Origin of the sequence: Streptomyces achromogenes subsp. achromogenes (assembly GCF_000720835.1) — a bacterium.
Taxonomy (GTDB): Bacteria; Actinomycetota; Actinomycetes; order Streptomycetales; family Streptomycetaceae; genus Streptomyces; species Streptomyces achromogenes.
The window spans coordinates 117,639-142,657 of sequence record NZ_JODT01000012.1 but is presented as its reverse complement, the minus strand read 5'-3'; the positions used below and the strand labels follow the sequence as shown (position 1 = coordinate 142,657).

19 protein-coding genes are annotated in these 25,019 nt (G+C 73.4%); 13 read left to right on the top strand and 6 right to left on the bottom strand.

Annotation, left to right across the window (positions count from 1 at the left end):
• Positions 1-9: 9 nt before the first annotated feature.
• Positions 10-801, bottom strand: coding sequence for a hypothetical protein (locus IH25_RS0114300; RefSeq protein ID WP_030608673.1), 792 nt, complete (start codon positions 799-801; stop codon positions 10-12).
• A gap of 545 nt (positions 802-1,346) precedes the next feature.
• Between IH25_RS0114300 and IH25_RS0114295 the strand changes: the two genes are divergently transcribed.
• Positions 1,347-2,042 (top strand): LysM peptidoglycan-binding domain-containing protein, encoded by a 696-nt coding sequence (locus IH25_RS0114295; RefSeq protein ID WP_030608670.1) that lies wholly within the window; start codon positions 1,347-1,349, stop codon positions 2,040-2,042.
• Positions 2,043-2,114: 72 nt separating this feature from the next.
• Here IH25_RS0114295 and ctaD read toward each other — a convergent pair whose 3' ends face one another.
• Positions 2,115-3,797 carry an aa3-type cytochrome oxidase subunit I gene (gene ctaD, locus IH25_RS0114290; protein WP_030608668.1) on the bottom strand — a complete coding sequence of 561 codons (1,683 nt, stop codon included), beginning with the start codon at positions 3,795-3,797 and terminating at the stop codon, positions 2,115-2,117.
• Between the two features lie 425 nt (positions 3,798-4,222).
• On the opposite strand from ctaD, the gene IH25_RS0114285 reads away from it, so the two are divergent.
• The gene (locus IH25_RS0114285; RefSeq protein WP_030608666.1) at positions 4,223-4,438 is read left to right on the top strand and encodes an I78 family peptidase inhibitor; all 216 of its coding nucleotides are present in this window, start codon (positions 4,223-4,225) and stop codon (positions 4,436-4,438) included.
• Positions 4,439-4,547: 109 nt separating this feature from the next.
• Here the strand turns inward: IH25_RS0114285 and IH25_RS0114280 are convergent, their stop codons facing one another.
• Positions 4,548-5,573 (bottom strand): phosphatase PAP2 family protein, encoded by a 1,026-nt coding sequence (locus IH25_RS0114280; protein WP_030608663.1) that lies wholly within the window; start codon positions 5,571-5,573, stop codon positions 4,548-4,550.
• 238 nt (positions 5,574-5,811) lie between these two features.
• The gene (locus tag IH25_RS0114275; RefSeq protein ID WP_030608660.1) at positions 5,812-7,074 is read right to left on the bottom strand and encodes a glycosyltransferase family 39 protein; all 1,263 of its coding nucleotides are present in this window, start codon (positions 7,072-7,074) and stop codon (positions 5,812-5,814) included.
• 260 nt (positions 7,075-7,334) lie between these two features.
• On the opposite strand from IH25_RS0114275, the gene IH25_RS0114270 reads away from it, so the two are divergent.
• Together IH25_RS0114270 and IH25_RS0114265 are read left to right on the top strand one after the other, a co-directional pair.
• Positions 7,335-8,960: an MFS transporter gene (locus IH25_RS0114270; RefSeq protein WP_030608657.1), complete on the top strand. Its 1,626-nt coding sequence runs from the start codon at positions 7,335-7,337 to the stop codon at positions 8,958-8,960.
• 145 nt (positions 8,961-9,105) lie between these two features.
• Complete coding sequence (locus IH25_RS0114265) at positions 9,106-10,299, top strand: acyl-CoA dehydrogenase family protein (RefSeq protein ID WP_030608654.1); 1,194 nt, start codon at positions 9,106-9,108, stop codon at positions 10,297-10,299.
• Between the two features lie 37 nt (positions 10,300-10,336).
• Here IH25_RS0114265 and IH25_RS0114260 read toward each other — a convergent pair whose 3' ends face one another.
• Entirely contained in the window at positions 10,337-10,774 is a 438-nt protein-coding gene (locus tag IH25_RS0114260; protein ID WP_030608651.1) for a cell division protein SepF, read from the bottom strand.
• A gap of 299 nt (positions 10,775-11,073) precedes the next feature.
• On the bottom strand, positions 11,074-11,994 hold the full coding sequence (locus tag IH25_RS0114255; protein WP_037654926.1) for an ABC transporter substrate-binding protein: 921 nt from the start codon (positions 11,992-11,994) through the stop codon (positions 11,074-11,076).
• Positions 11,995-12,432: 438 nt separating this feature from the next.
• Between IH25_RS0114255 and IH25_RS0114250 the strand changes: the two genes are divergently transcribed.
• From IH25_RS0114250 to IH25_RS0114210, 9 genes are all read left to right on the top strand, one after another.
• Entirely contained in the window at positions 12,433-13,290 is an 858-nt protein-coding gene (locus tag IH25_RS0114250) for an amino acid ABC transporter permease (RefSeq protein WP_030608645.1), read from the top strand.
• Positions 13,287-15,068: an FAD/NAD(P)-binding protein gene (locus IH25_RS0114245; RefSeq protein ID WP_030608643.1), complete on the top strand. Its 1,782-nt coding sequence runs from the start codon at positions 13,287-13,289 to the stop codon at positions 15,066-15,068. Before IH25_RS0114250 ends, IH25_RS0114245 begins: the two co-directional genes overlap by 4 nt.
• A complete protein-coding gene (locus IH25_RS0114240; RefSeq protein WP_030608640.1) occupies positions 15,065-15,826 on the top strand; it encodes an amino acid ABC transporter ATP-binding protein in 762 nt (253 codons plus the stop codon). The genes IH25_RS0114245 and IH25_RS0114240 overlap by 4 nt, the downstream gene beginning before the upstream one ends.
• Positions 15,827-15,878: 52 nt before the next feature.
• The gene (locus IH25_RS0114235; RefSeq protein ID WP_030608637.1) at positions 15,879-16,961 is read left to right on the top strand and encodes an LLM class flavin-dependent oxidoreductase; all 1,083 of its coding nucleotides are present in this window, start codon (positions 15,879-15,881) and stop codon (positions 16,959-16,961) included.
• Complete coding sequence (locus IH25_RS0114230) at positions 16,958-18,259, top strand: NtaA/DmoA family FMN-dependent monooxygenase (RefSeq protein ID WP_030608634.1); 1,302 nt, start codon at positions 16,958-16,960, stop codon at positions 18,257-18,259. The genes IH25_RS0114235 and IH25_RS0114230 overlap by 4 nt, the downstream gene beginning before the upstream one ends.
• Before the next feature lie 22 nt (positions 18,260-18,281).
• On the top strand, positions 18,282-19,064 hold the full coding sequence (locus tag IH25_RS0114225) for a DUF1684 domain-containing protein (RefSeq protein ID WP_030608631.1): 783 nt from the start codon (positions 18,282-18,284) through the stop codon (positions 19,062-19,064).
• Between the two features lie 244 nt (positions 19,065-19,308).
• Positions 19,309-20,211 carry a S1 family peptidase gene (locus IH25_RS0114220; protein WP_030608628.1) on the top strand — a complete coding sequence of 301 codons (903 nt, stop codon included), beginning with the start codon at positions 19,309-19,311 and terminating at the stop codon, positions 20,209-20,211.
• 200 nt (positions 20,212-20,411) lie between these two features.
• Positions 20,412-23,954, top strand: coding sequence for a DNA polymerase III subunit alpha (locus IH25_RS0114215; RefSeq protein ID WP_030608625.1), 3,543 nt, complete (start codon positions 20,412-20,414; stop codon positions 23,952-23,954).
• Positions 23,951-24,919: a DNA polymerase Y family protein gene (locus tag IH25_RS0114210; RefSeq protein ID WP_030608622.1), complete on the top strand. Its 969-nt coding sequence runs from the start codon at positions 23,951-23,953 to the stop codon at positions 24,917-24,919. Before IH25_RS0114215 ends, IH25_RS0114210 begins: the two co-directional genes overlap by 4 nt.
• The last annotated feature ends 100 nt before the right edge of the window (positions 24,920-25,019 follow it).

Below are 25,019 nucleotides of genomic sequence, written 5' to 3'. Positions count from 1 at the left end.
CGGGGGACCTCAGGTGCCGGCGAGAGGCAGCGCCGCGGCGACCAGCCTCCCCTGCGCGGCGGCCCGGTCGAGCGCCTCCCGCAGCAGGTCCTCCCGCGGCTGCCGCCCGATGGACCCCACCGGGGCCGCGAACATCAGCACCTGCTGGTGCTTGTTGGCGGCGGCCCGCCACCCGTCGGTCACCTGGAGCGGCTGGTGCGCCTGCCACCAGGCCACCGGCCGGCCGCCGTCGCCGCCCGGCTGGAGCACCGCGTGCAGCCGGCCCACGGCCAGCAGCACGGACCAGCCGTGCAGCACCTCGGGGACGCCGGTCAGCTCGGTCACCGGCGTGAAGCCCTGCTCGATGAGCAGCGGGAGGAAGTCGTCGCCGGGCCCGTCCGTGCCCGGCCGGACGATCGCGGAGGTGGGCTCGACCACGAGCGCGGGGTGCAACTCGCCGTCGATCAGCACCAGTCCGCTGGTCACGCCGAGCACCGCCTGCTCGGGCACGGACCGCTGCGGCTCGCCGCCGGCCGGCGCGTCGTCGGCGACGCCGATGGACCGGACGGCGCCCCGCAACTGCTCCTCCGTGACCTGCACGACCTGCGAGGGCAGGCAGCCGGCGTGGGCGAAGGCGAGGACGGCGGTCTCGTCGCCGACGAACAGGACGGTGCTGGTGCGCTCCTGCTCGGAGTCGCCCGGGGTGCGACAGGACGTGCAGTCGTAACTGCCCGGGGCGTTCTCTCCGGCGAGCAGCCGTTCGGCTTCTTCGTCGCCGATCTCGGCGCGTACGGCGTCACTGACGTCGAGCATGCGCGGCACGGGTGGCTCCCTCGGGATGCGGTGCTGGTGTCGGCCGGTTGGCTCCCGGCCGATGAGCCCCGGGGTTGCGGGCTCATGAAGAAGACAACGGACGTTCTGTGGTGGGAGTCACGCCCCGGGGAGGACTGGTTCGCGACGTGTCCCGCGCGACGTCACCTCCGGTGCGGAATCCGCCACACTCCGTCAACTTCATGTAGAGCGAAGGCACTTGAAGGGGTGAGGTGGCTCACAGGTCGCCGGGGGGCGGTGGTGGGAATATCGGGAAATCGACGCATGTAGTGGGTGTCCGGAAATCGCCGCTACCTCCGGTAACCGGCAACTGGCCTGGCACGACGGTGAGTTGGTTGATTCCGGGCGCTCGTCCTCTCTAGATTCCTCCGCCGTGTGCAACGAGCACCGCTCGGGTACGTCCGCCGGCCGGCGTCAGGCAGAGCACGATCGCCGACACCGGCCGCGGCGGACGGGGCGGGCGCGAGGGACCGCGGTCGTGCGGGGTCCCGGCGCGTTCCGCCCGGGGGAGCCCGGGTTCGTGGAGAGGGAACCATATGTCCGAGTGTGCCGATACCACCCGCCGCCCCGCCCGTTCCGAGGGCACCCGCAAGGGCCGCACCGCGGCCACCCTGGCGGGAGCCGCCCTGCTGGCCCCCTTGGGCCTGCTGGCCGCGACCGGCAACGCCGCCGCGGCGGACAACGGGGTGTGGGACCGCATCGCCCGGTGCGAGAGCGGCGGCAACTGGCACATCAACACCGGCAACGGCTACTACGGCGGGCTCCAGTTCTCCGCCGGCACCTGGCGCGCGTACGGCGGCACCGCCTACGCCCCGACGGCCGACCAGGCCTCCAGAAGCGCGCAGATCGCCGTCGCCACCCGGGTCCAGCAGGCCCAGGGCTGGGGCGCCTGGCCGGTCTGCTCCGCCCGCGCCGGAGCCTCCGGCGCGGCCCCCGCGGCCGCCCGCACCGGCTCCTCGGGCACGGCGGCCCACAGCGGCGGCGCGACGACGAGGTCCGCCCCCGCGAAGTCCGCCCCCACCCGCTCCGCCCCGGCGAAGGCGCCGGAGCGCCCGGCGGCCGGCACCGGCCGCAGCGCCTCGCGCGGTGACTACACGGTCCGCGAGGGCGACACCCTGAGCACCATCGCCGCCCGGCACGGGACCACCTGGCAGCGGATCTACGCCGCCAACCGGTCCGTCATCGGCGCCGACCCCGACATCATCGTGCCCGGTCAGCGCCTCGCGCTCTGAGCGCCGGACACGGCGTACGGACGGCCGCCGCCCCAGCCGGGGACGGCGGCCGTCCGCGTGCGGCACCCCACCTCACGACCGCGCCTGATGCCCCTTCGGCTCGGGCTGCGGGGCCTGGTCCGCGTACTTCGGGTGGTGCAGGTCGAAGGCGGGGGACTCGCTGCGGATGCGGGGCAGGGTGACGAAGTTGTGCCGGGGCGGCGGGCAGGAGGTCGCCCACTCCAGCGAGCGGCCGTAGCCCCAGGGGTCGTCGGTGCGGACCTTCTCGCCCTGCGTGGCGGTCTTCCAGACGTTGTACAGGAACGGCAGCGTGGACAGTCCGAGCAGGAAGGAACCGATCGACGAGACCGTGTTCAGCGCGGTGAAGCCGTCGGACGCCAGATAGTCGGCGTACCGGCGGGGCATGCCCTCGGCGCCCAGCCAGTGCTGCACGAGGAAGGTGGTGTGGAAGCCGGTGAAGAGCGTCCAGAACTGGATCCTCCCCAGCCGCTCGTCCAGCATCCTGCCGGTGAACTTCGGCCACCAGAAGAAGAAGCCGCCGAAGACCGCGAAGACGACCGTGCCGAAGACGACGTAGTGGAAGTGGGCGACGACGAAGTACGAGTCCGTGACGTGGAAGTCCAGCGGCGGCGAGGCCAGGATCACCCCCGTCAGGCCGCCGAGCAGGAACGTCACCAGGAAGCCCATCGCCCACAGCATCGGCGTCTCGAAGGACAGCGAGCCCTTGATCATCGTGCCGGTCCAGTTGAAGAACTTCACCCCCGTCGGCACCGCGATCAGGAACGACATCAGGGAGAAGTACGGCAGCAGCACCGCGCCGGTGGCGAACATGTGGTGCGCCCACACCACCATCGACAGCCCCGTGATCGCCATCGTGGCGCCGACCAGCGTCAGATAGCCGAAGACGGGCTTGCGGCTGAACACCGGAATGATCTCCGTGATGATCCCGAAGAACGGCAGCGCGATGATGTAGACCTCGGGATGCCCGAAGAACCAGAACAGGTGCTGCCACAGCAGCGCCCCGCCGTTCGCCGCCTGGAACACCTGCGAGCCGAACCGCCGGTCCGACTCCAGCACCAGCAGCGCCGCCGCCAGCACCGGGAACGCCATCAGGATCAGGATCGACGTGAACAGCGTGTTCCAGGTGAAGATCGGCATCCGGAACATCGTCATGCCCGGCGCCCGCATCCCGATGATCGTGGCGATGAAGTTGACCGCGCCCAGGATCGTCCCGAAGCCGGACAGGGCCAGGCCCATGATCCACAGGTCCGGGCCGACGCCGGGGGAGTGGTGGGCGTCGTTGAGCGGCGCGTAGGCGAACCAGCCGAAGGCGGCCGGCCCGTCCGGCACCACCAGCGAGCCCAGCACGATCAGCCCGCCGAAGGTGAACAGCCAGTACGACAGCATGTTCAGCCGGGGGAAGGCCACGTCCGGGGCGCCGATCTGCAACGGCATCAGCTCGTTGGCGAACCCCGCGAAGCTCGGGGTCGCGAACAGCAGCAGCATGATCGTGCCGTGCAGCGTGAACAGCTGGTTGAACTGGTTGTTGTCCATCAGCTGGAGTCCCGGCCGGGCGAGTTCGGCGCGCATCAGCAGCGCCATGACCCCGCCGGCCAGGAAGAAGCCGAACGCGGTGATCAGGTACAGGTGACCGATCTTCTTGTGGTCGGTGGTGGAGAGCCAGTCCACCACCACCCGGCCGGCCCGGTGGCGCCCCGCCGGACGTGCCGTCACCCCTGCGGTCTCGGTGCCCATCGCTCGCTCGCCCCTTCGCATCGTCGCGCCCGGGCCCGCCCGCCGGCCGCCCCGGCCCGCGGACGGGTACTCGCGAGCGGCCGCCCGGTCGCCCGCCGGGCCGTGCGCCGGGGCGGGACGCGGCCGGCGGTCGCGCTGGATCCGTGAATTTCCCATGTGGCGTCAGATGCCGTGGCACCGCACCGGATTGCGCGGGGAATCGCGCCCCGGGTCCGCCCCGATCCCCACTGCGGCACTTTCCGCCGCGGAATTCGAAGGCGCCGTCCGACACGCGTGAATTCTGTTCGATTACCCCGGTAAGCCGAACGGAAACCCCCCGCACGTGTGACGGACTTCGGACAAAACCCGGGTCCGGAAGCTGTGACGGAGATGTGACCGGGGACGGCCGCTTCTCCTGTCCGGCCGGACCCGGCTAGCGTGGCCGTATGGCACCGATTCCCACTCCGCCAGCGGAGCCCCAGGACAATCCGGACGGGTACGTCGGCCTGGACGCCGCCCACGCCGAACGGCTCGCCCGGCGGCGCGGCTGGACCACGGTACGGTCGCTGCCGCCGGGTGCGATCATCACCATGGAGTACCGGCCCGGACGGCTGAACTTCGAGGTACAGGACGGCCGGGTGAGCCGGGCCTGGCGGGGGTGACCCGCCCGGCGCCGGTACGGCGAAGGCCCCGCTCCTGTCCCAGGAGCGGGGCCTTCGCCGTCGGCGCGGGGGAGGTGGTGCGTACCGGGCCCCGTCGTCCGACCCTTCGTCAGCCGCCCGTCAGGGGGCGGGCCGGCTGGCTCGTGCCGCGCGGGAGGCGGTCGGCGTGCGGCGGGCGCCGGCTGCCCACCGGGGTGACCGGGGTGCGCTCCGACCGGGTGGTGTGCGGTCCCGGTGCCAGGTGCGCCAGGCCCCGGGAGGCCCGGGTCGGGGAGACCGGTTCACGGGCCGGGGCCGGCTGCTCCGCCGGGGTGCCGAGCGGCCGGAGCGCGACCGGCGCGACCGGGACCACGGGTTCGGGTGCGGGCCGGCGGCGGCGGTCGCGCCAGCGGTCGCGCAGGTCGAACAGCCACAGTTCGGCCTTGGCGATCAGCGGCTCGAACCAGGGCAGGGCGAGCAGGATCAGCAGGCCGGCGGCCCAGCCCAGCAACACGTCGCTCAGCCAGTGCGTACCGAGGTAGACGGTGGTGAGGCCGACGCCGAGCGAGGTGACCGCGGAGAGGGCCGACAGCCAGCGGCGCGCTCTCGGGGTGGAGGCCAGATAGGCCAGGATGCCCCAGGTGACGACCGCGTTGGCGGTGTGGCCGCTGGGGAATATATCGCCGCCCAGGCCCATCTCGTTCGAGCCGATCGCGGTGGCGTAGTGCGGGCCGAGCCGTCCCATGCCGATCTTGGCGGCGCCGACGGTGACGTTCAGCAGCAGCAGCGAGGTGGCGAGGGTGAGCAGCGGGCGCACGGTGTGCTGCCGCCAGGAGCGCCAGCCGAGCCAGGCCGCGACCATCACGGCGGTGGGGCCGCGCTGGCCCAGCACCACGTAGTAGTCGAGGAACGCGTGGATCTCCGGCCACTGCTGGTACGGCCGGAAGAACATGACCTGCCAGTCCAGCCGGACGAGCCAGGAGGTGGTCACGACGGCCCACACGATCGCCAGGTAGAAGGCCAGGGTCGCCGAGAACAGCACGACCCGGTGCCGGCTCATCCGCGGCATATCGATGTGGGCCGGTCGTTCCGGCTCCCGGTCCAGTCTGGCGAACACCCGGTCCAGACGCCGGGTGAGGTTTCGTTCGGTACGCACCCAATCGACGTTACAGCGAGTGAGCGGTGTTCCCGGTCGAAACTGCGTCTTTGTGATGACGATGTGATGTGGGAAACCTCTCAAGGGCGGCCAGAATTCCCGCGATTCCGCAATCCGGGGAGACCGATCGGGCCAATTCCTTTGATCACGCCGGGTGTTGTTTATATGGCGCTTATGAATGCGTTAACCCGGTCCTGGCGTGGAATTCTCCCGGACGTCACCGGGCCGGCGGAGTCGATCACGGCGGCCCGGAACCGTTCAGCCAGAACGCCCCGTAGACCGCCGCCGCGCCCGCCAGCGCGGCCGTGACCAGGGCCGCGACCCGGGGCCGCGACCGGGCCAGGGCGCGGGCGAGCGGCAGCAGCAGGGGGAAGGCGGGCATCAGCAGCCGTGGCTTGGAACCGAAGTAGCTCGACGCGCACAGGGCGAGGGCCAGGACGACGCCCGTGTACACCAGCAGCGCGGCCGGCTGGCGCCCGCGCACACAGGTGACGTACAGCCAGATCAGCAGGGCCACGCCGGCGGTCAGGCCGAGGCCGGCGAGGGCGGACGGGAAGGACGTGAACCGGCCCGCCACGAAGCGGGCGAAGGCGTAGCCGCCGTCGAAGCCGTTGCGCCAACCGGCCTGGACGTCCAGATAGCCGAGCGGGCCCGCGCCGGTGCGCCGGCCGACCCACAGGACGTACCCGGCGGCCCCGAGCGGGGCGAGCAGCATGCCGAGCACGCGCCGCCAGGCGGGGGCGCCGGACGCGGACGAGCCGGCCGGTGCCACAACGGGCGCACCGGGGGCGTGGGCATCGGGTCCGTGTGCGCCGGGGGCGTGGGCGTCGGGGTGTGCGCCCGGCGCGTGCCGTGCGCTTCGCTCTCGCACGAACGAGATCACGCCCGCCGTCCACACCGCGGCGACCACCGCCGCCCCCACCGGCCGGGTCAGCCCCGCCAGCGCCGCGAGCACCCCCGCGCTCACCCATCGCCCGGTCAGCACCGCGTAGAGGGACCAGGCCGCCAGCGCCGTGAACAGCGACTCGCTGTACGCCATCGACTGCACGATCCCGACCGGCAGCACCGCCCACAGCAGCACCGCGAAGAAGCCGGCCCGGGGCCCGTACAGCCGGTCCGCGACGGCGAAGATCCCGGCCGCGGCGGCGAGCGAGGCCAGCAGGCTCACCACGAACCCCGCGTCCGCGTACGACAGCGGGGCGACGGCGTGCAGCAGCCGCTCCAGCCAGGGCAGCAGCGGGAAGAACGCCAGGTTGGAGTGGACGTCCCCGTTCGGCAGCCGCACCTCGTAGCCGTAGCCCAGCTCGGCGACCCGCGTGTACCACAGCGAGTCCCAGCGCGCGGTCAGCAGCGTGTACGCGCTCTTGCCGCGCGCCGCGCTCCACCCCGCCAGCACCGCCAGCCCCAGGGCGCGGACCGCCGCGTAGCCCAGCAGGGCCGGGGCCGCCCGGCGCGGGAGAGGGGCGCGGGCCGGGACCACGCGCGTTTCAAGATCGCTCACGGGCTCGATTATCGACCGCGCCGTGCACCGGACCGGCCGCCGGGTCGCGGTCGAGGGACGGGGACGTGCGGTACGCCACACGGGTTGCCTCACGCGTGTGAGAGGTCCGCCACGTGTCCGCACGGCCGACTCGCGTACGCTGACGAGTCACTCGCGTGGGTCCGCGCGGGCCGGAGACACCGCTCGCTTCCGGCCGTACGACGGGCAGTCTCCACCCCGTCGGTCCGCCCCGCGCGAGGGATCATCTGGGAGGTACGTACATGTCCGGGACGACCACGGCTGCCGTAGGGCGGCATCGTCGGGCGGCCGGGGCCGGTGCCGACCGGTGGGTCGTCCTCGTCGTCCTGTGCGTGAGCCTGCTGCTCGTCGCCCTCGACGCCACCGTGCTGCACGTCGCGGTTCCCGCCGTCACCGAGGACCTCCGGCCCGGCGCCGTGGAACTGCTGTGGATCGTCGACGTCTATCCGCTGGTCTGCGCCTCGCTGCTGATCCTCTTCGGCACCCTGGGAGACCGGATCGGCCGCAGACGGGTGCTGCTGCTCGGCTACGGCCTCTTCGGCATCGCCTCCGCCCTGGCCGCGTTCGCCTGGAGCGCGCCGATGCTCGTCCTCGCCCGCGCGCTGCTCGGCGCCGGCGGCGCGATGATCATGCCGGCGACCCTGTCGATCCTCCGGCAGGTCTTCCCCGACCGGCGGGAGCGCGCCCTCGCCATCGGCGTGTGGAGCGCGGTGGCGGCGGTCGGCGCGGCGGTCGGACCGCTGCTCGGCGGGTTCCTGCTGGAGCACTTCTGGTGGGGTTCGGTCTTCCTGGTCAACATCCCGTTGATGCTGGTCAGTCTTCCGGTGGGCCGGATGCTGCTGCCGGAGTCGCGGGGCACGGACGGCGGACCCTGGGACGTGACCGGCGCGCTGCTCGCGGCGGGCGGGCTCTTCGGCACCGTCCTCGGGGTGAAGCGGCTCGGCGGCGGTGAGGCGGCGGCGAGCCCGCTCACCGTGCTGCCCCTGCTGGCCGGCGTTGCCCTCCTCTTCCTCTTCGTACGGCGCCAGCGGCGGCACCCGCACCCGCTGGTGGAGCTGCGGATGTTCACCCGGCCCGCGTTCGGCACCTCGGTGGGCTGCATCGTGCTGGCCATGCTCGCGCTGGTCGGCCTGGAGCTGGTCGCCGCCCAGTACCTGCAACTGGTGCTCGGGCTGTCCCCGCTGCAGACCGGCCTGAGGCTGCTGCCGCTGACCGTCGCGGCGATGGCGGCGGGCCTGGCGGGCGCCCGGGTGCTGCGCCGCTTCGGGCCGCGCCGGATGGTGTGCGCCGGGTTCTGTCTGACGGCCGCCGCGGTGCTGACCCTGACCGCGATGGGCGGCACCGACGACCCGCCGCTGTTGCTGGCCGGGTTCGTGCTGCTGGGCTTCGGCCTGGAGACCACCCTCTTCGGCGCCTACGAGTCGATGCTGAGCGAGGCCCCGGCCGGCCAGGCGGGGGGCGCGGCGGCGATCGGCGAGACGTCGTACCAGCTCGGCGCGGGCATCGGCATCGCGCTGCTGGGCAGCGTGATGAACGCGGCCTACGCCCCGGGGCTCCGCTCGGTGCCCGGCGTGCCCCGGTCCGCGGCGGAGGCGGCGGGCCACTCGCTCGGCGAGGCCTACGAGGTGTCCGGCCGGCTCGGCGGGGGCGCCGGGGCCGCGCTGCGCCGGGCGGCGCGCGACTCCTTCGTGCACGGGCTGCATGTGACGCTGCTGGTGAGCGCGGGGTTGTTGCTGCTGGGCGCGGTGCTGGCGCTGCGGCTGCCGTGGGTCATGCAGTGCGGCGAGGAACCGGGTGGCGCGGAGGTGGAGCTGCCGGCCCCCCGGGAGGCGGAGCCGGCCGCCGGCAAACCCCGGGTCACCGCCTGACCCGGGTTGCGCCCCGAGCTGCCCCGACGTGCGCGACACCCTGCCGGTCCGCTCTGGACGTGGGGGACGCTCCGCCGTAACGTCGGCCGGAGAGCCGTAACTAGCGGTGCTAGTTTTGTCGCGTTTCCGTCCCGGAGGGTGTCCCATGTCCGCGTCCGCGAAGCTGCCCCCGTTCGATGCCGCCGACCCGCTCGGCATCGACGATCTGCTGGAACCGGAGGACCTGGCGATCCGGGACACGGTCCGCGGCTGGGCGGCCGACCGCGTCCTGCCGTACGTCGCCGACTGGTACGAGAAGGGCGAGCTGCCCGGCATCCGGGACCTCGCCCGCGAACTGGGCGCGATCGGCGCCCTCGGCATGTCGCTCACCGGGTACGGCTGCGCGGGCGCGAGCGCCGTGCAGTACGGGCTGGCCTGCCTGGAGCTGGAGGCGGCCGACTCGGGCATCCGGTCGCTGGTCTCCGTGCAGGGTTCCCTGGCGATGTACGCCATCCACCGGTTCGGCAGCGAGGAGCAGAAGCAGCGGTGGCTGCCGCGCATGGCGGCCGGCGAGGTGATCGGCTGCTTCGGGCTGACCGAGCCGGACCACGGCTCCGACCCCGCGTCGATGCGCACCCACGCCAAGCGCGACGGTGGGGGAGACTGGATCCTCAATGGCCGCAAGATGTGGATCACCAACGGCTCGGTCGCCGGGGTGGCCGTGGTCTGGGCGCAGACCGAGGAGGGCATCCGCGGCTTCGTCGTGCCCACCGACAGCCCCGGCTTCTCGGCGCCGGAGATCAAGCACAAGTGGTCCCTGCGCGCCTCCGTCACCAGCGAACTGGTCCTGGACGACGTACGGCTGCCCGCCGGCGCCGTGCTGCCGGAGGTCACCGGGCTGCGCGGACCGCTCAGCTGTCTCTCGCACGCCCGCTACGGCATCGTGTGGGGCGCGATGGGCGCCGCGCGCAGCAGCTTCGAGGCGGCCCTGGACTACGCGAGGACGCGGGAGCAGTTCGGGCGGCCCATCGGCGGCTTCCAGCTCACCCAGGCCAAGCTCGCCGACATGGCCGTGGAACTGCACAAGGGTATTCTGCTCGCCCACCATCTGGGGCGGCGGATGGACGCCGGGCGGCTGCGTCCGGAACAGGTCAGCTTCGGGAAACTCAACAACGTCCGCGAGGCCATCGAGATCTGCCGTACGGCGCGGACGATCCTCGGTGCCAACGGGATCTCCCTGGAGTACCCGGTGATGCGGCACGCGACCAATCTGGAGTCGGTGCTCACCTACGAGGGCACCGTCGAGATGCACCAGCTGGTGCTGGGCAAGGCGCTCACCGGGCTGGACGCCTTCCGGTGAGCCCCCTGGCAGGGCGGGGCCGGTGAGCGGCCCTGCCTCAGCTCTGGTTGAAGAAGCCGTCGGAGCGGTGCGCGGACGCCTCGCCGCTGATGATCTCCGTGTCGGCCGGGGTGAGCAGGAACACGCGGTTGGACACGCGGTCGATCGAGCCGCGCAGCCCGAAGATCAGCCCGGCCGCGAAGTCCACGACCCGCTTGGCGTCGCCGGGCTCCATGTTGGTGAGGTTCATGATGACCGGGACGCCGTCCCGGAACAGCTCGCCGATGGCGCGGGCGTCCCGGAAGCTGTCCGGGGTCACCGTGCCGATCCGGCGGCCCTTGTCCTCGGCGGTGTCCGTGGCCACCCGCACGCGCGGGTCGGTGACCCAGGCGTCCCCGGTCTCGGTGCCCTCGGAGTAGTCGTCGTCGTAATAGCGCTCGTCATCGTTGTCGTCGACGAGGCCGAGCCATGCACTCGCCTTGCGTACCGATCCCATGGACGCCTCCTCTCACAGCGGTCCTTCTTGCTTTCCGCATCCCTATGGTCATCCATGATGCGGACGGCGCGCCAAGTGGATAGACGCCGCGCGGGGGGTTTGTGACGGTACTGGTGCACAGCGGATCCGTCGAGAGTCCTTGTGCCCCAAGGGCCGTGAGTCACACCGCTGCTGACTGAGAGTGAAATATGATTGTTCGCGGCGGACGGGTGAGAAGAGGTGCGTCCGGGTGATCCTGACAGACACTCAGACGGGCCCCGGCCGGTCGCCGGGGCCCGTCAGGCCGTGAGTTGACCGGTTCAGCCGCTCTGTTCCGGCGGGCTGATGCGGGACTCCTTGATCGCCGAGCCGGTCGTCCCCCACTTCTTGAGAATCCGCTCGTAGGAGCCGTCGGAGAGCAGCTTGTTGACGGCCGCCTGGAAGGCCGGTGCCAGTTTCGACCCCTTCTTGAAGGCGAAGCCGACGTCCAGGCGGTGGTACTCGTTGAGGAACTTCAGACCCCCCTGATGGGTGACGGCGTAGCGCAGGCCGTTGATCGTGGACATCACCACATCGCTGCGGCCCTGCTGGAGCGAGGACCACACCGCGCTCGGCTCGCTGTAGGTCTGCACCTGGTACGCCTTCTTGCCCGCCTCGGAGCACAGGTGCTTGTTCCGCTCCAGCGTGGCCTCGAAGGTGGTGCCGGCGCCCGTCGCCACGTTCAGCCCGCACAGCTGCTTCAGGTCGGTGACCTTCGTGAGCTCGCTGTCCTTGCGGGTGGCGAAGCCCTGGCCGTCGTTGACGTAGGTGACGAAGTCGACGGTCTTGCGGCGCTCGTCGGTGACGCCGAAGTTGCTGGCGCCGAAGTCGTACTTGCCGCTGTCCAGGGCGGGCAGGATCGCGTCGAAGCTCGCCTGCTCCACCTTCAGCTTGAGGCCGAGCACCCGGGCCACGGCCTGGGTGAAGTCGACGTCCTGGCCGGTCAGGGTCTTGCCGTCGCCCAGGTAGGCGGTGCCGGGCGGGGTGCCGCCGACGCTGAGGGCGACGGTCAGGCTCGTGGTGCCGGCGGGCAGCAGCCTCGCCGCGGCCGGGTCCTTCCGGATGGCGGAGACGACGTCGGTGGTGGGTATCCCGGCGTTCTTGGCCGCCACTCCCGAGGCGTCCGTACCGCCCGTACCGCCGGAACCGGAACCGCAGGCGGTGAGCAGCAGGGCGGCCGATGTGATGGCGGTAAAGGGCATGACATACCGAAAAATGGGCGTACGCATCGGTCAGCGGTCTCCTGAGAGCAGACGGATATGCACAAACGCGAGGGGAGGGGGCGCGTGTGAAGGCGGGGGAAGGAGCAAGAGAACGCGAGGAGGCCCGCCGGAACGGCGGGCGCGCGCAGGGGGTCAGCTCAACAGGAAGAGGACCACACGCGACCGAAGTCGATGTGGGAGCGGGTGACCAGCCACTGCTGTGGATGCATGGGCCAAGTGGAACAGGCATCCGGTTCCGCGTCAACTGACTTGAGATGTACGGCTCACAGTATGGACAGCCTTGACAGCGGACCGAAACGGCCCCGTACTCTCGGCATACGGCCCTGCTGAGGGGCTCGGCCGTATCCGCGCCGCGCGGCGCGCCCGTGTGAAGGCATCACCTTCGTTCCGACGATTCACGCGTCACGGAGCCTTCGCATGTCATCCGACACCCTCGCCCAAGTCCCCACCCCGGCCAAGACACCCGACCTCGCCGACGCCCCGCGGATCGTGCCGCGGCGCCGCCTGGGCCAGTGGACGGCGGCCGTCGCCGTCCTCGTGCTGCTCGGGTTCGCCGTCAACTCCGTCCTGCGCAACAAGGCGTTCCAATGGGACGTCGTCGCCGACTACTTCACCTCGGACGCCATCCTGCGCGGACTGTGGCTCACCCTGTGGCTGACCGCCGTGGTGATGGCCCTCGGCTTCGCCCTCGGCACCCTGCTCGCCGCGTTCCGGCTGTCCGCCAACCCCGTGCTGCGGGCGGTCGCCTGGGGCTACGTATGGCTGTTCCGGTCCATCCCGATCCTGGTGCAGCTGCTGCTGTGGTTCAACATCGGGGCGCTGTACCCGCAGGTCTTCGGCGTGAAGACCGTCGACCTGCTCAGCCCGGTCGCCGTCGCGATCGTCGGCCTCACCCTGCACGAGGCCGCCTACGCCGCCGAGGTCGTCCGCGGCGGCATCCTCTCCGTCGACCGCGGGCAGATCGAGGCCGCCCAGGCGCTCGGACTGAGCCCCGGACGGCGCTGGTGGCGGATCGTGCTGCCGCAGGCGATGCGCTCCATCGTGCCGCCCGCCGCCAACATGCTGATCGGCACCCTCAAGGGCACCTCGATCGTCAGCATCATCGCCGTCAACGACCTGTTGTTCTCCGCCCAGTTGGTCTACCACCGCACCTACCAGGTGATCCCGCTGCTGATGGTCGCCACCCTCTGGTACGCCGTGGTCACCTCGCTGCTCGGCGTCGGCCAGTACTACGTGGAGAAGCGCTACGCGCGCGGCACGGAGCGGACCCGATGAGGCAGCAGCTGGTGATCGTCGGGGCCGGGCCGCGGGGGACCGGCGTCCTCGAGCGCCTCGCCGCCAACGCGCCCGCCCTGTACGCGGGCGAGGGCCTGGACATCCACCTGGTCGACCCCCACCCGCCGGGCGGCGGACGCATATGGCGCCAGGAGCAGTCCCCGCTGCTGTGGATGAACTCGCACGCCGAGGACGTCACCATGTTCACCGACGACACGGTGGCCATGGACGGCCCGGTGCGCCCGGGCCCCACCCTGCACGAGTGGGCCGGACTCGACGGCCGCGTCTTCCCCGACCGCCGGCTCCAGGGCCAGTATCTGCGCTGGGTCTACGAACAGGCCCGGGCCGCCCTGCCGCCGAACGTCACCGTCCACCACCACCCCCGGCGCGCCCTCAGGATCAGCGGACCCCGCGAGGGCCGCCAGCAGGTGTGGCTCGACGGCCGGCCGCACCCGCTCCCGGCCGACCTGGTGATCCTCGCCCTCGGCCACCTGGACGCCGAACCCGACGACGAGCAGGCCGCGCTGGCCGCCTACGCCCGCCGGCACGGCCTGGTGCACCTGCCGCCCGACTTCACCGCCGACAGCGACCTGTCCGCGCTGCGACCCGGCGAACCCGTCCTCGTCCGCGGCTTCGGACTGGCATTCGTCGACCTGATGGTGCTGCTCACCGAGGGCCGCGGCGGACGGTACGAGGGGGAAACGTATCTGCCCTCGGGGCGGGAGCCGGTGCTCTACGTCGGCTCCCGGCGCGGAGTGCCGTACCACTCGAAGATCGGCTACGACCTCGCGGGCGACCGGCCGCCGCTGCCCCGCTTCTTCGGCCCCGCCGAGGTGGACGCCCTGCTGGCCCGGCCCGGCGGCCCGGACTTCCGGCGCGATGTGTGGCCGCTGGTCGAGAAGGAGCTGGGCTTCGCCCACTACCACCGGCTGTTCACCGCCCACCCCGGGCGTACGGCGATGGCCTGGCCGGACTTCGAGGAGAAGTACGCGACGGCCGACGGCCCCGCCGAACTGCGGGCGCTGGTCGCCGCCGCCGTGCCCGACCCCGCCGACCGGCTCGACCTGGCCGCGCTCGACCACCCGCTGGAGGGCGTGCGGTACGCCTCGCACGACGCCTTCCAGGACGGGCTGCGGGACTACATCGAGGCCGACCTGCGCCGCCGTCACGACCCCGCCCACAGCCCCGACCTGGCCGTCTTCCTCGGACTGCTCTCCGTCTACGGGCAACTGGTGCGGCTCGGCGACATCGGGCCCTGGTGGCACGGGTTCTTCAGCTACCTGGCGTCCGGACCGCCCGGCCCCCGGTTGCGGCAGATGCTCGCGCTGTCCCGGGCCGGGCTGCTCCGGTTCGTCGGGGCGGACATGACCGTCACCGCCGAGGACGGGGTGTTCCGGGCCGCCAGCCCCACCGTGCCGGGCTTCTCCGTCACCGCCCGGGCCCTGGTGGAGGCCCGGCTGCCCGACCCCGCCGTCGGCCGGACCCGGGACGGCCTGCTGCGCGCGCTGCGCGCCGACGGCGCCGCCGAGACCCCCGACGGACTGCTCCGCACCGACCCCGGCGACGGCCGGATCCTGGACACCGCCGGGCGCCCGCACCCCCGGCGGTTCGCCCTCGGCCCGTACACCGACGTCCGCGCCCCCGGCGCGTTCACCCGGCCGCGCACCGGCGGCCCCGCGTTCCGGCAGAACGACGCGACCGCCCGGGCGGCGCTCTTCTTCCTCAACTCACAGGCAGCCCCCGACGCCGCCCCCCAAGCAAAGGAACTCACGCGATGAGCGTCATGGTCGACATCCGGTCGGTGTACAAGAGCTTCGGCTCGCTCGACGTGCTCAAGGGCATCGACCTCCAGGTGCGCACCGGTGAGGTCACCGTCGTGCTCGGCCCCTCCGGCTCCGGCAAGTCCACCCTGCTGCGCACCATCAACCACCTGGAGAAGGTGGACCGGGGCGAGATCAGCGTGGACGGCGCGCTGATGGGCTACCGGCGCTCCGGGAACAAGCTGCACGAACTGTCCGAGCGCGAGGTGCTGCGGCAGCGCACCCGGATCGGGTTCGTCTTCCAGAACTTCAACCTCTTCCCGCACCTCACCGTCCTGGAGAACGTCACCGAGGCGCCGGTGTCCGCGCTGAAGCGGCCCCGGAAGGCGGCGGAGGAGACCGCGCTCCGGCTGCTGGAGCGGGTCGGGCTCGCCGACAAGGCCGGTGCCTATCCGCGCCAGCTGTCCGGCGGACAGCAGCAGCGGGTGGCCATCGCGCGGGCGCTCGCGCTGGAGCCCAGACTGCTGCTGTTCGACGAGCCGACGTCCGCGCTCGATCCCGAGCTGGTGGGAGAGGTGCTGGACGTCATCCGGGACCTGGCGGCGCAGGGCACCACGATGATCGTCGTCACCCACGAGATCGCGTTCGCCCGCGAGGTCGCCGACACGGTGGTCTTCATGGCCGACGGCCGGATCGTGGAACAGGGGACCCCGGAGCAGGTGCTGGGCGCGCCCCGCGAGGAGCGGACCCGGACGTTCCTGGCGAAGGTGCTGTGAGGGTGGAACGGCACGTGAGGGTGGAACGGCACGTGCAGGGGGAGGGGCCGGCATGAGGGGGCTGGTGCATCTCGCCGCCGCGCTCGATCTGCCGGGGGAGTTCGACGGCGGGGCCTTCGCCGCTCTGGCCCGGCTCGCCGAGGGCGGCGGGCTGGACTTCGTGACGCTGGACGACTCCTTCGCCCGGCCCGGCCCCGACGCGCTCGGCGTGCTGTGCCGGGTGGCGCCCGCGACCCGGCGGATCGGACTGGTGCCGACGGTCACCACCACCCACACCGAGCCTTTGTGGGTGCAGGCCGCCGTGGCCACCCTGGACTGGGTCGGCCGGGGCCGGGCCGGCTGGCGGATCGACGTGTCCGTCACCGAGGACGAGGCCCGGCTGTTCGGCCGCCGGCACACGGCCCCCGCCGACGCCCTGTGGCGGAAGGCGGACGAGGTGGCCGACGTGGCCGCGCGGCTGTGGGACAGCTGGGAGGACGACGCCGAGATCCGGGACGAGGCCACCGGCCGCTTCCTGGACGGCGACCGGGTGCACCGCGTCGACTTCACCGGCACCGGCTTCTCGGTCCAGGGGCCCTCGACCGTGCCCCGGCCGCCGCAGGGCCACCCGGTCCGCGTGGTCGACGCCACCGACGCCCACGCCTGCGCGGTCGCCGCCCGGCACGCCGACGTCGCCCTGGTCCGGGCGGCCTCACCCGCCCAGGCCGCGGGCGTACGGGACCGGCTGCGGGAGCAGGCGCGGGCCTTCGGACGGGACCCGGACACGCTGCGGGTGCTGGTGAGCCTGCTGGTGGACCTCGGCGACGGTGAACACGCCGCCGAACCCGGCCACGGGGGTGGCGGGCCGCGCCCCACCGTGCACGGGCCGCTGTACCGGGGCGGCCCCGTCGACCTCGCGGAGCTGGTGGCCTCCTGGCACGCCGAGGGCGTCACCGACGGCTTCCACTTCGTCCCGGTCGAACCGCGCCGGGACCTGGAGCGGCTGGTCAACGGCACGGTGGCGCTGCTCCAGCACCGCGGTCTGTTCCGCACCTTCTACCCGGGCAGCACCCTGCGCGAGCACCTGGGCCTGGCCCGGCCCGCGGGCCGGTACGCCGCGTCCGGGGCGCCGGCCGTGTCCCGGAGGGCGTCATGACCGTACGACAGCTGCACCTGGCGGCCGCGCCACCGGGTGCGGGCCGGCCCGACGGGGGCGCCGACGACCCGGCCGGCCTGGGGCCCGACGCCGTGTGGGCCGGTACCCGCGCCGGGTCCCGGATGGCGTTCGCCTCCTACGAGCGGCTCGCCGGCACCGCCGAGCGCGGCCTGTTCGACTTCCTGCTGCTGGACGAGGAGCCGCCGCTGCCCGAGCACCGGGGACGGCCGCACGAGCCGGCGCCGGCCGGCGGGCCGGAGCCGGTCGCCGTACTGAACGCGCTCGCCGGGGTCACCACCCGGCTCGGCCTCGCCGCCACCGTGAACGCCGCCCGCGCCCAGCCGTACGAACTCGCCCGCAGGCTGGCCACCCTGGACCACTTGAGCGCGGGCCGGGCGGGCTGGCGGGTGGCGGTCTCGGCGGACCCCGGCACCGGTGACGGCCGGCGCTTCGCCGGGCACCCGGACCCGTACGGCCGGGCCGCCGAACTCGTCCTCGCGGCACGGAGGTTATGGGACTCCTGGACCCCCGAGGGGGTGCCCCGGCCGTTCGTCCACCGGGGCCGGCACTTCGACATCGCGGGCGGGTTCGGGCTGCCCCGCTCACCCCAGGGCCACCCCGTGGTGATCCGGTCCGGGGAGTCCGAGCGGGCCCGGGAGCCGGCCGCGGCCGGGGCCGACGTGCTCCTCGTCCGGCACGCCCCGGCGGAGCCGGCCCGCGCCCGCTACACCGACGTCAAACGGCGGCTCGCGGCGTACGGCCGCGCCCCCGGGGACCTGAAGGTGATGTCCCGGATCACCGTCGTCCTCGGGGACACCGCGGCCGAGGCGCAGGAGCGGGCCGCCGGGATCAGACGGCGGCTCATCACTCCGCTTCACGCGCTGTGCGCGGTGGAGCGGGTCTGGGGTAGGGACCTGTCCGGATACGACCCCGACGGCCCGTTGCCCCGGAGCGAACCCCGCGCCCGGGACCGCCGTACGCGCGCGCTCGCCGAGCGCTGGCGTGCGCTGGCCGAGGACAAGGGGCTCTCCCTGCGGGAGACCGTGATCGAGGCGAGCGGCCGGCAGTCCTTCGTCGGCACGCCCGGCACGGTCGCCGCCGAACTGCACCGGTACGCCGAGGAGGGGGCCGCCGACGGCTTCCTGCTGGCCCCGCAGCTCCCGGACGGGCTGGAGGAGTTCGTGGACCGGGTGGTGCCGCTGCTCCAGGAGCGCTCCGCCTTCCGCACGGAATACCGGGGCGACACGCTCCGCTCCCATCTCGGGGTGCCGGGAGGGACGACGGATGACGACGGATGACATGAGGAAAGGAACCGAGGAGATGACGACGGACGCGTCCGACGCCTGGAAGCAGTGGCACGAGGAGCGGGTGGAGAGCGTCTCGGCGCCCTACGGGCCGCTCGCGCTGACCGCGACACACTGGATCGAGGACTATCCGGATGGTCGACTTCCGGACATTCCCGGGAAGTGGGTGGCGGAGCCGGACGGAGTGGTGCTCACCGCCGTCGAGGCCGACGGCCTCACCGTCGCCGGCCGGCCCTTCGCGGGCGAGACCCGGCTGGCCGCCGACAGCGGCCCGGAGGCCGGGGCACGGGTCGCGCTGGGGGAGAAGCGGCTGGTCGTCCTGGTGCGCGAGGGCGTGTGGGGGGTACGGGTGTACGACCCCTCCGCCGCCGCCCGGCGGGCCTTCCGGGGCATCGAGGCCGCCCCCTACGACCCCCGCTGGTCGGTGCCGGGCCGGTTCACGCCGTACGACTCCGCCCGCACCATCCGGCTCGGCAACGCCGACGGCCGCGAGCGCGGCTTCGAGCTCGCCGGTGAGCTGGTCTTCCCGCTGGCCGGCCGGGAACGGACGCTGAAGGTCGCGCGGCGGGCGGACGGCGGCCTGTGGGCGGTGTTCGCCGACGCCACCAGCGGCGACACCAGCTTCCGGTTCCGCTTCCTCTTCCCGGCGGCGCCGGATGCCGAGGGGCGCGTGACCGTCGACTTCAACCGCGCACAGCTCCCGCCGTGCGCCTTCGCCGACCACTTCATCTGCCCCCTGCCGGCCCCCGGCAACACGCTGGACGTGGCGGTGGAGGCGGGGGAGCGCCGGCTGAGCTGAGCCGCGGCGCGCCGGCCGGTCCCGCCCCGGGGGCGCGGGGCCGGCCCGGTGGTGTCTCGCGCGCGTTCGGGTGGTTCCGGGCCGACGGCCGAAAGGCACCCTTGTGCCGACCGGCCGTTCGGCCGAATACTCCACCCCAGCGCTTGTCAGGGGCATGTACATCGCAACCCGGTCGGGCTCCTGGCTGCGCCTCACGGGCCCCGACCCCACGCGGGCCCCCGACTTCCCTTGGAGGGAACGAAAAGTGAGGATCAAGCGCACCACTCCCCGCGGCGGCATCACAAGACGGACCCGGCTGACGGCCGTGGCCGCGGGCTTCCTCGCCGCGGCGGCGTTCGCCGTCCCCACCGCGAACGCCAGTGACGCCCACACCTTCAGCGCCACCCAGCTCACCCGGGCGAGCGACTCCGTCCTCAAGGCCGACGTCCCCGGCACGGCCTGGGCGGTGGACGCCAAGACCAACCGTGTCGTCGTCACCGTCGACAGCACGGTGTCCCCGGCCGAGATCGCCAAGATCAAGAAGCAGGCCGGGGCCGGCGCGGACGCCCTGGTGATCAAGCACACGCCGGGCAAGTTCAACAAGCTGATCTCCGGCGGCGACGCCATCTACGCGAGCAGCTGGCGCTGCTCGCTGGGCTTCAACGTCCAGGACTCCAGCGGCAACTACTACTTCCTGACCGCCGGGCACTGCACCGACGGCGCGGGCACCTGGTGGTCGAACTCCTCGCACACCACCACGCTCGGCACCACGGCCGGGTCCAGCTTCCCCGGCAACGACTACGGCCTCGTGCGCTACACCAACAGCTCGGTGACCAAGTCGGGCGCCGTGGGCAGCCAGGACATCGCCAGCGCGGCCACGCCGTCGGTGGGCACGACCGTCTACCGGCGCGGCTCCACGACCGGCACGCACAGCGGCCGGGTCACCGCGCTCAACGCCACGGTCAACTACGGCGGCGGCGACATCGTCTCCGGCCTGATCCAGACCACCGTGTGCGCCGAGCCCGGCGACTCCGGCGGCCCGCTGTACGGCGGCACCGTCGCCTACGGCCTGACCTCCGGCGGCAGCGGCGACTGCACCTCCGGCGGCACGACGTTCTTCCAGCCGGTCACCGAGGCGCTGAGCGCCTACGGGGTGCACGTCTTCTGACGCCCCCGCCCGGACCGGCCCGGCCCCCGCACGCCCCGGCGTGCGGGGGCTTCGTCGTGGGATCGCGGCGCGTTTGCGCAGGTCGGAGGCGGTCGAACGGGTGTCGTACACATGTTCGGGAATGGAGGTATGGTGGGGAGAGCAGTAGGGAACTGATGTTCGAGAGTCGTTTTCGGGGCTCACGTGTGCGGGAGGTGGGTGTGCCGGGCTTCGCGCATCTGCACACCGTCTCCGGGTTCTCCCTGAGGTACGGGGCGTCCCACCCGGAGCGGCTGGCCGAGCGCGCCGCGGAGCGGGGCATGGACGCCCTCGCCCTGACCGACCGCGACACCCTCGCCGGTGCCGTGCGCTTCGCCAAGGCCTGCGCCGGGGCGGGCGTCCGCCCGCTGTTCGGGGTGGACCTGGCGGTGGCGCCGAGGGAGCCCGTACGCCGCGACAAGCGCCGCAGCCCGGTGCGCGGCGGCGCCTTCCTGGACGAGTCGGACCCCCGGGTGACCTTCCTCGCCGCCGGCGGCGCCCGCGGCTGGGCCGGCCTGTGCCGGCTCGTCACCGCGGCGCACGCGGGCGGCGGGACCCCGCTGCTGCCGTGGGCCGGCAACCAGGGCGACGCGCTGGTGGTGCTGCTCGGACCGGACTCGGACGTGGGGCGGGCGCTCGCCGCCGGCCGGCCCGACCGGGCGGCGGCCCTGCTGGCCCCGTGGCGCGAGGTGTACGGCGACGCGCTGCGGCTGGAGGCCGTCTGGCACGGCCGTACCGGCACCGGCCCCGGCTCGCTGCGGCTGGCGGCCCGTACCGTCGGGTTCGCCGCCGAGCAGGGGGTGCGGCCGGTGCTCAGCAACGCCGTCCGGTACGCCGACCCCGGGCAGGGACCGGTGGCCGACGTGCTGGACGCCGCCCGGCGCCTGGTGCCCATCGACCCCCGGGGCGAGCTGGACTCCGGCGAGGCCTGGCTGAAGGACGCCCCGGCCATGCTGGACGCCGCCGAGCGGATCGTGGAGGCCGCCGGATTCCGGCGGCAGGCCGCCCACCGGCTGCTGGAGCAGACCCGGGTCACCGCCGCCGAGTGCCGGGTCGACCCCGAGGACGACCTGGGCCTGGGCAGCGTGCACTTCCCCGAGCCGCACCTCGTCGGCGCCGGCCGGCGCACCGCCCAGCGGGCGCTCGCCTCGCGGGCGGCGGCGGGCATGCTGCGGCTCGGCTACGGTGGACGGCGCGCGTACTGGGAACGCGTGCACCACGAGCTGGACATCATCGCCCACCACGGCTTCGCCTCCTACTTCCTGACGGTCGCCCAGGTGGTCGACGACGTACGGGCGATGGGCATCCGGGTGGCCGCCCGCGGTTCCGGGGCCGGGTCGCTCGTCAACCACCTGCTCGGGATCGCGCACGCCGACCCGGTCGAGCACGGGCTGCTGATGGAACGCTTCCTGTCCAAGGAGCGGGTGGTGCTGCCGGACATCGACATCGACGTGGAGTCCGCGCGGCGGCTGGAGGTCTACCGGGCGATCATCGGCCGGTTCGGCACCGAGCGGGTCGCGACCGTCGCCATGCCGGAGACCTACCGGGTCCGGCACGCCATCCGGGACGTGGGCGCCGCGCTGTCCATGGACCCGGCCGAGATCGACCGGATCGCCAAGTCCTTCCCGCACATCCGGGCGCGCGACGCCCGCGCGGCCCTGGCGGAACTGCCCGAACTGCGGCGGCTCGCCGGGGAGAAGGAGAAGTACGGCAGGCTGTGGGAGCTGGTCGAGGCGCTCGACGCGCTGCCGCGCGGGGTCGCCATGCACCCGTGCGGGGTGCTGCTGTCCGACGCCTCCCTGCCCGCCCGTACGCCGGTGGTGCCGACCAGCGGCGAGGGACTGCCCATGGCGCAGTTCGACAAGGAGGACGTGGAGGACCTCGGGCTGCTCAAGCTGGACGTCCTGGGGGTGCGGATGCAGTCGGCGATGGCGCACGCGGTCGCCGAGGTGGAGCGGGCCACCGGGGAGCGGATCGACCTGGACGCGGTGGAGCCCGGCGACCCGGAGACCTACCGGCTGATCCGGTCCGCCGAGACGCTCGGCTGCTTCCAGATCGAGTCGCCCGGCCAGCGGGACCTGGTGGGGCGGCTCCAGCCCAGCACCTTCCACGACCTGGTCGTGGACATCTCGCTGTTCCGGCCCGGCCCCGTCGCCGCCGACATGGTGCGGCCGTTCATCGAGGCCCGGCACGGACGGGCGCCGGTGCGCTATCCGCACCCGGACCTGGCGGAGCCGCTGAAGGGGACGTACGGGGTCGTCGTCTTCCACGAGCAGGTCATCGACATCGTCGCCATCATGACCGGCTGCGGGCGGGGCGAGGCCGACCGGGTGCGGCGCGGGCTGTCCGATCCCGACTCGCAGGGCCGGATCCGGGTGTGGTTCGCCCAGCGGGCGGCGGCCCGGGGATACGACGCGGAGACGATCGGACGGACCTGGGAGATCGTGGAGGCCTTCGGGTCGTACGGCTTCTGCAAGGCGCACGCCGTCGCCTTCGCCGTGCCCACCTACCAGTCGGCGTGGCTGAAGGCCCATCACCCGGCCGCCTTCTACGCCGGGCTGCTCACCCACGACCCGGGGATGTACCCGAAGCGGCTGCTGCTGGCCGACGCCCGGCGGCGCGGGGTGCCGATCCTGCCGCTGGACGTGAACGTCTCCGGGGCCGCCCATCGGATCGAACTGGTGTCTGATTCGAAGGGGTGGGGGCTGCGGCTGGCGCTGTGCGACGTCCACGGCATCAGCGAGGCCGAGGCGCGGCGGATCGCGGACGGGCAGCCGTACTCCTCACTGGTGGACTTCTGGGAGCGGGCCCGGCCGAGCCGCCCGCTGGCCCAGCGGCTCGCCCAGGTGGGCGCGCTGGACGCCTTCGGCGCCAACCGGCGCGATCTGCAACTGCACCTGTCCGAGCTGCACCGGGGGGCCCGGGGCGGCGGCGGTGGCCAGCTCCCCCTGGCCGGCGGCCGGAAGACCGCGCCGGCCGGGCTGCCGGACCTGACCCCCGAGGAGCGGCTCAGCGCCGAGCTGGGCGTGCTGTCCATGGACGCCTCGCGCAATCTCATGGACGACCACCGGGAGTTTCTCACCGAGCTGGGCGTGGTCTCCGCGCGCCGGCTGCGCACGGCCCGGCACGGGGAGACCGTGCTGGTCGCGGGCGCCAAGGCGGCCACCCAGACTCCTCCCGTCCGCTCCGGCAAGCGGGTCATCTTCTCCACCCTGGACGACGGCACGGGGCTGGTGGACCTGGCCTTCTTCGACGACTCCCACGACGCCTGCGCCCACACCGTCTTCCACTCCTGGCTGCTGCTGGTGCGCGGGGTGGTGCAGCGGCGCGGCCCGCGCAGCCTCAGCGTGGTCGGCTCCGCCGCCTGGAACCTCGCCGACCTGGTGGAGGTGCGGCGCGCGGAGGGGCTCGACGGGGTCGCGGCCCGGCTGGCCGCGCCGGCCGGCGCGGACGGGACACCGGCGAAGGGCGGCGACGGTCCGTTCCGGGCCCGGGTCGCCGGCTCCGAGGGGCTGCCCGCACCGGCCGGCTCCGCGGCCCGCGACCCGATGGCGGCCCGCGACCCGGGGGCGGACCGGGACCCGCCGGCGGACCGGACGATCCGCATGCCCACCGGGTACGAGCTGCACCCCTGGGCCGATCTGCGGCCCGCGGGTGAGGACGCCGCGCGAGGTCCCGCGGCGATACGGAAGTTGTGGCACCAGAGTCCGGGGAGTGCGGGATGACCATTCTCTGCGTACGTTTCCAGCTGCCGCCGATGTACGAGGCGGCCCTGCCGGGGCTGCTCGGGTTGCTGGAGGAGTTCACCCCGGTGGTGCAGGCGCTGCCGCCGGACGGCGCGCTGGCCGATCTGCGCGGCGCCGAGCGGTACTTCGGGCGTGACGCGGTGGAGCTGGCCTCGGTGATCCGGGTACGGGCCCTCGCCCGGTACGGCGTCGACTGCGCGATCGGCGCCGGGCCGGGCCCGATGCTGGCCCGGGTGGCGCTGCGCGAGGCCCGGCCCGGGGTGACCCGCGCGGTGCCGGCGGACGCCGTCGCCGAGTTCCTCGCCGGCAAGCCCGTCACCGCGCTGCCCGGCGTCGGCGCGGCGACCGCCCGCACCCTGGACGAGTACGGCCTGGACACCCTGGGCCGGGTCGCCGCCGCGCCGCTGTCCACGCTCCAGCGGCTGATCGGGGCGCGGGCGGGCCGGGAACTGCGGGAGAAGGCGAGCGGAATCGACCGCGGCCGGGTCGTCCCGAACGCCGTCTCCCGCTCACTGGTGACGGAACGGACCTTCCCCCTCGACGAGTTGGACCCCGACCGGCACCGCAGGGCGCTGCTGTCGGCCGCCGAGGAGATCGGCGCCCGGCTGCGCGCGGTGGAGAAGGTCTGCCGCACCCTGACCCTCACCGTGCGCTACGCCGACCGGTCCGCCACCACGCGAGGCCGCGCCCTGAAGGAGCCGACCGCGCACTCGGCGGCCCTGACGCGGACGGCCTACGGCATGTACGAGGCGCTGGGCCTGCAACGCGCCCGGGTCCGCGCGCTCGCCCTGCGCGCCGAGGACCTGACCCCCGCCGACCAGGCCGCCCACCAGCTCACCTTCGACCCGGTGGACGAAAAGACCCGCCGCATCGAGGAAACCGCAGACCGGGTCCGAGCGAAGTTCGGCCCCCAGGCGGTGTTCCCGGGCGCCTTGGCGGCGTGACTCCCGCCCGCCGCGCGCTCCCGGCTGGTTAGCGCTGCAAGTTTTTACTGCCGCGTAACTTCACAGTTGGACTACTCGACCGTAACTTGACGAGTGAACA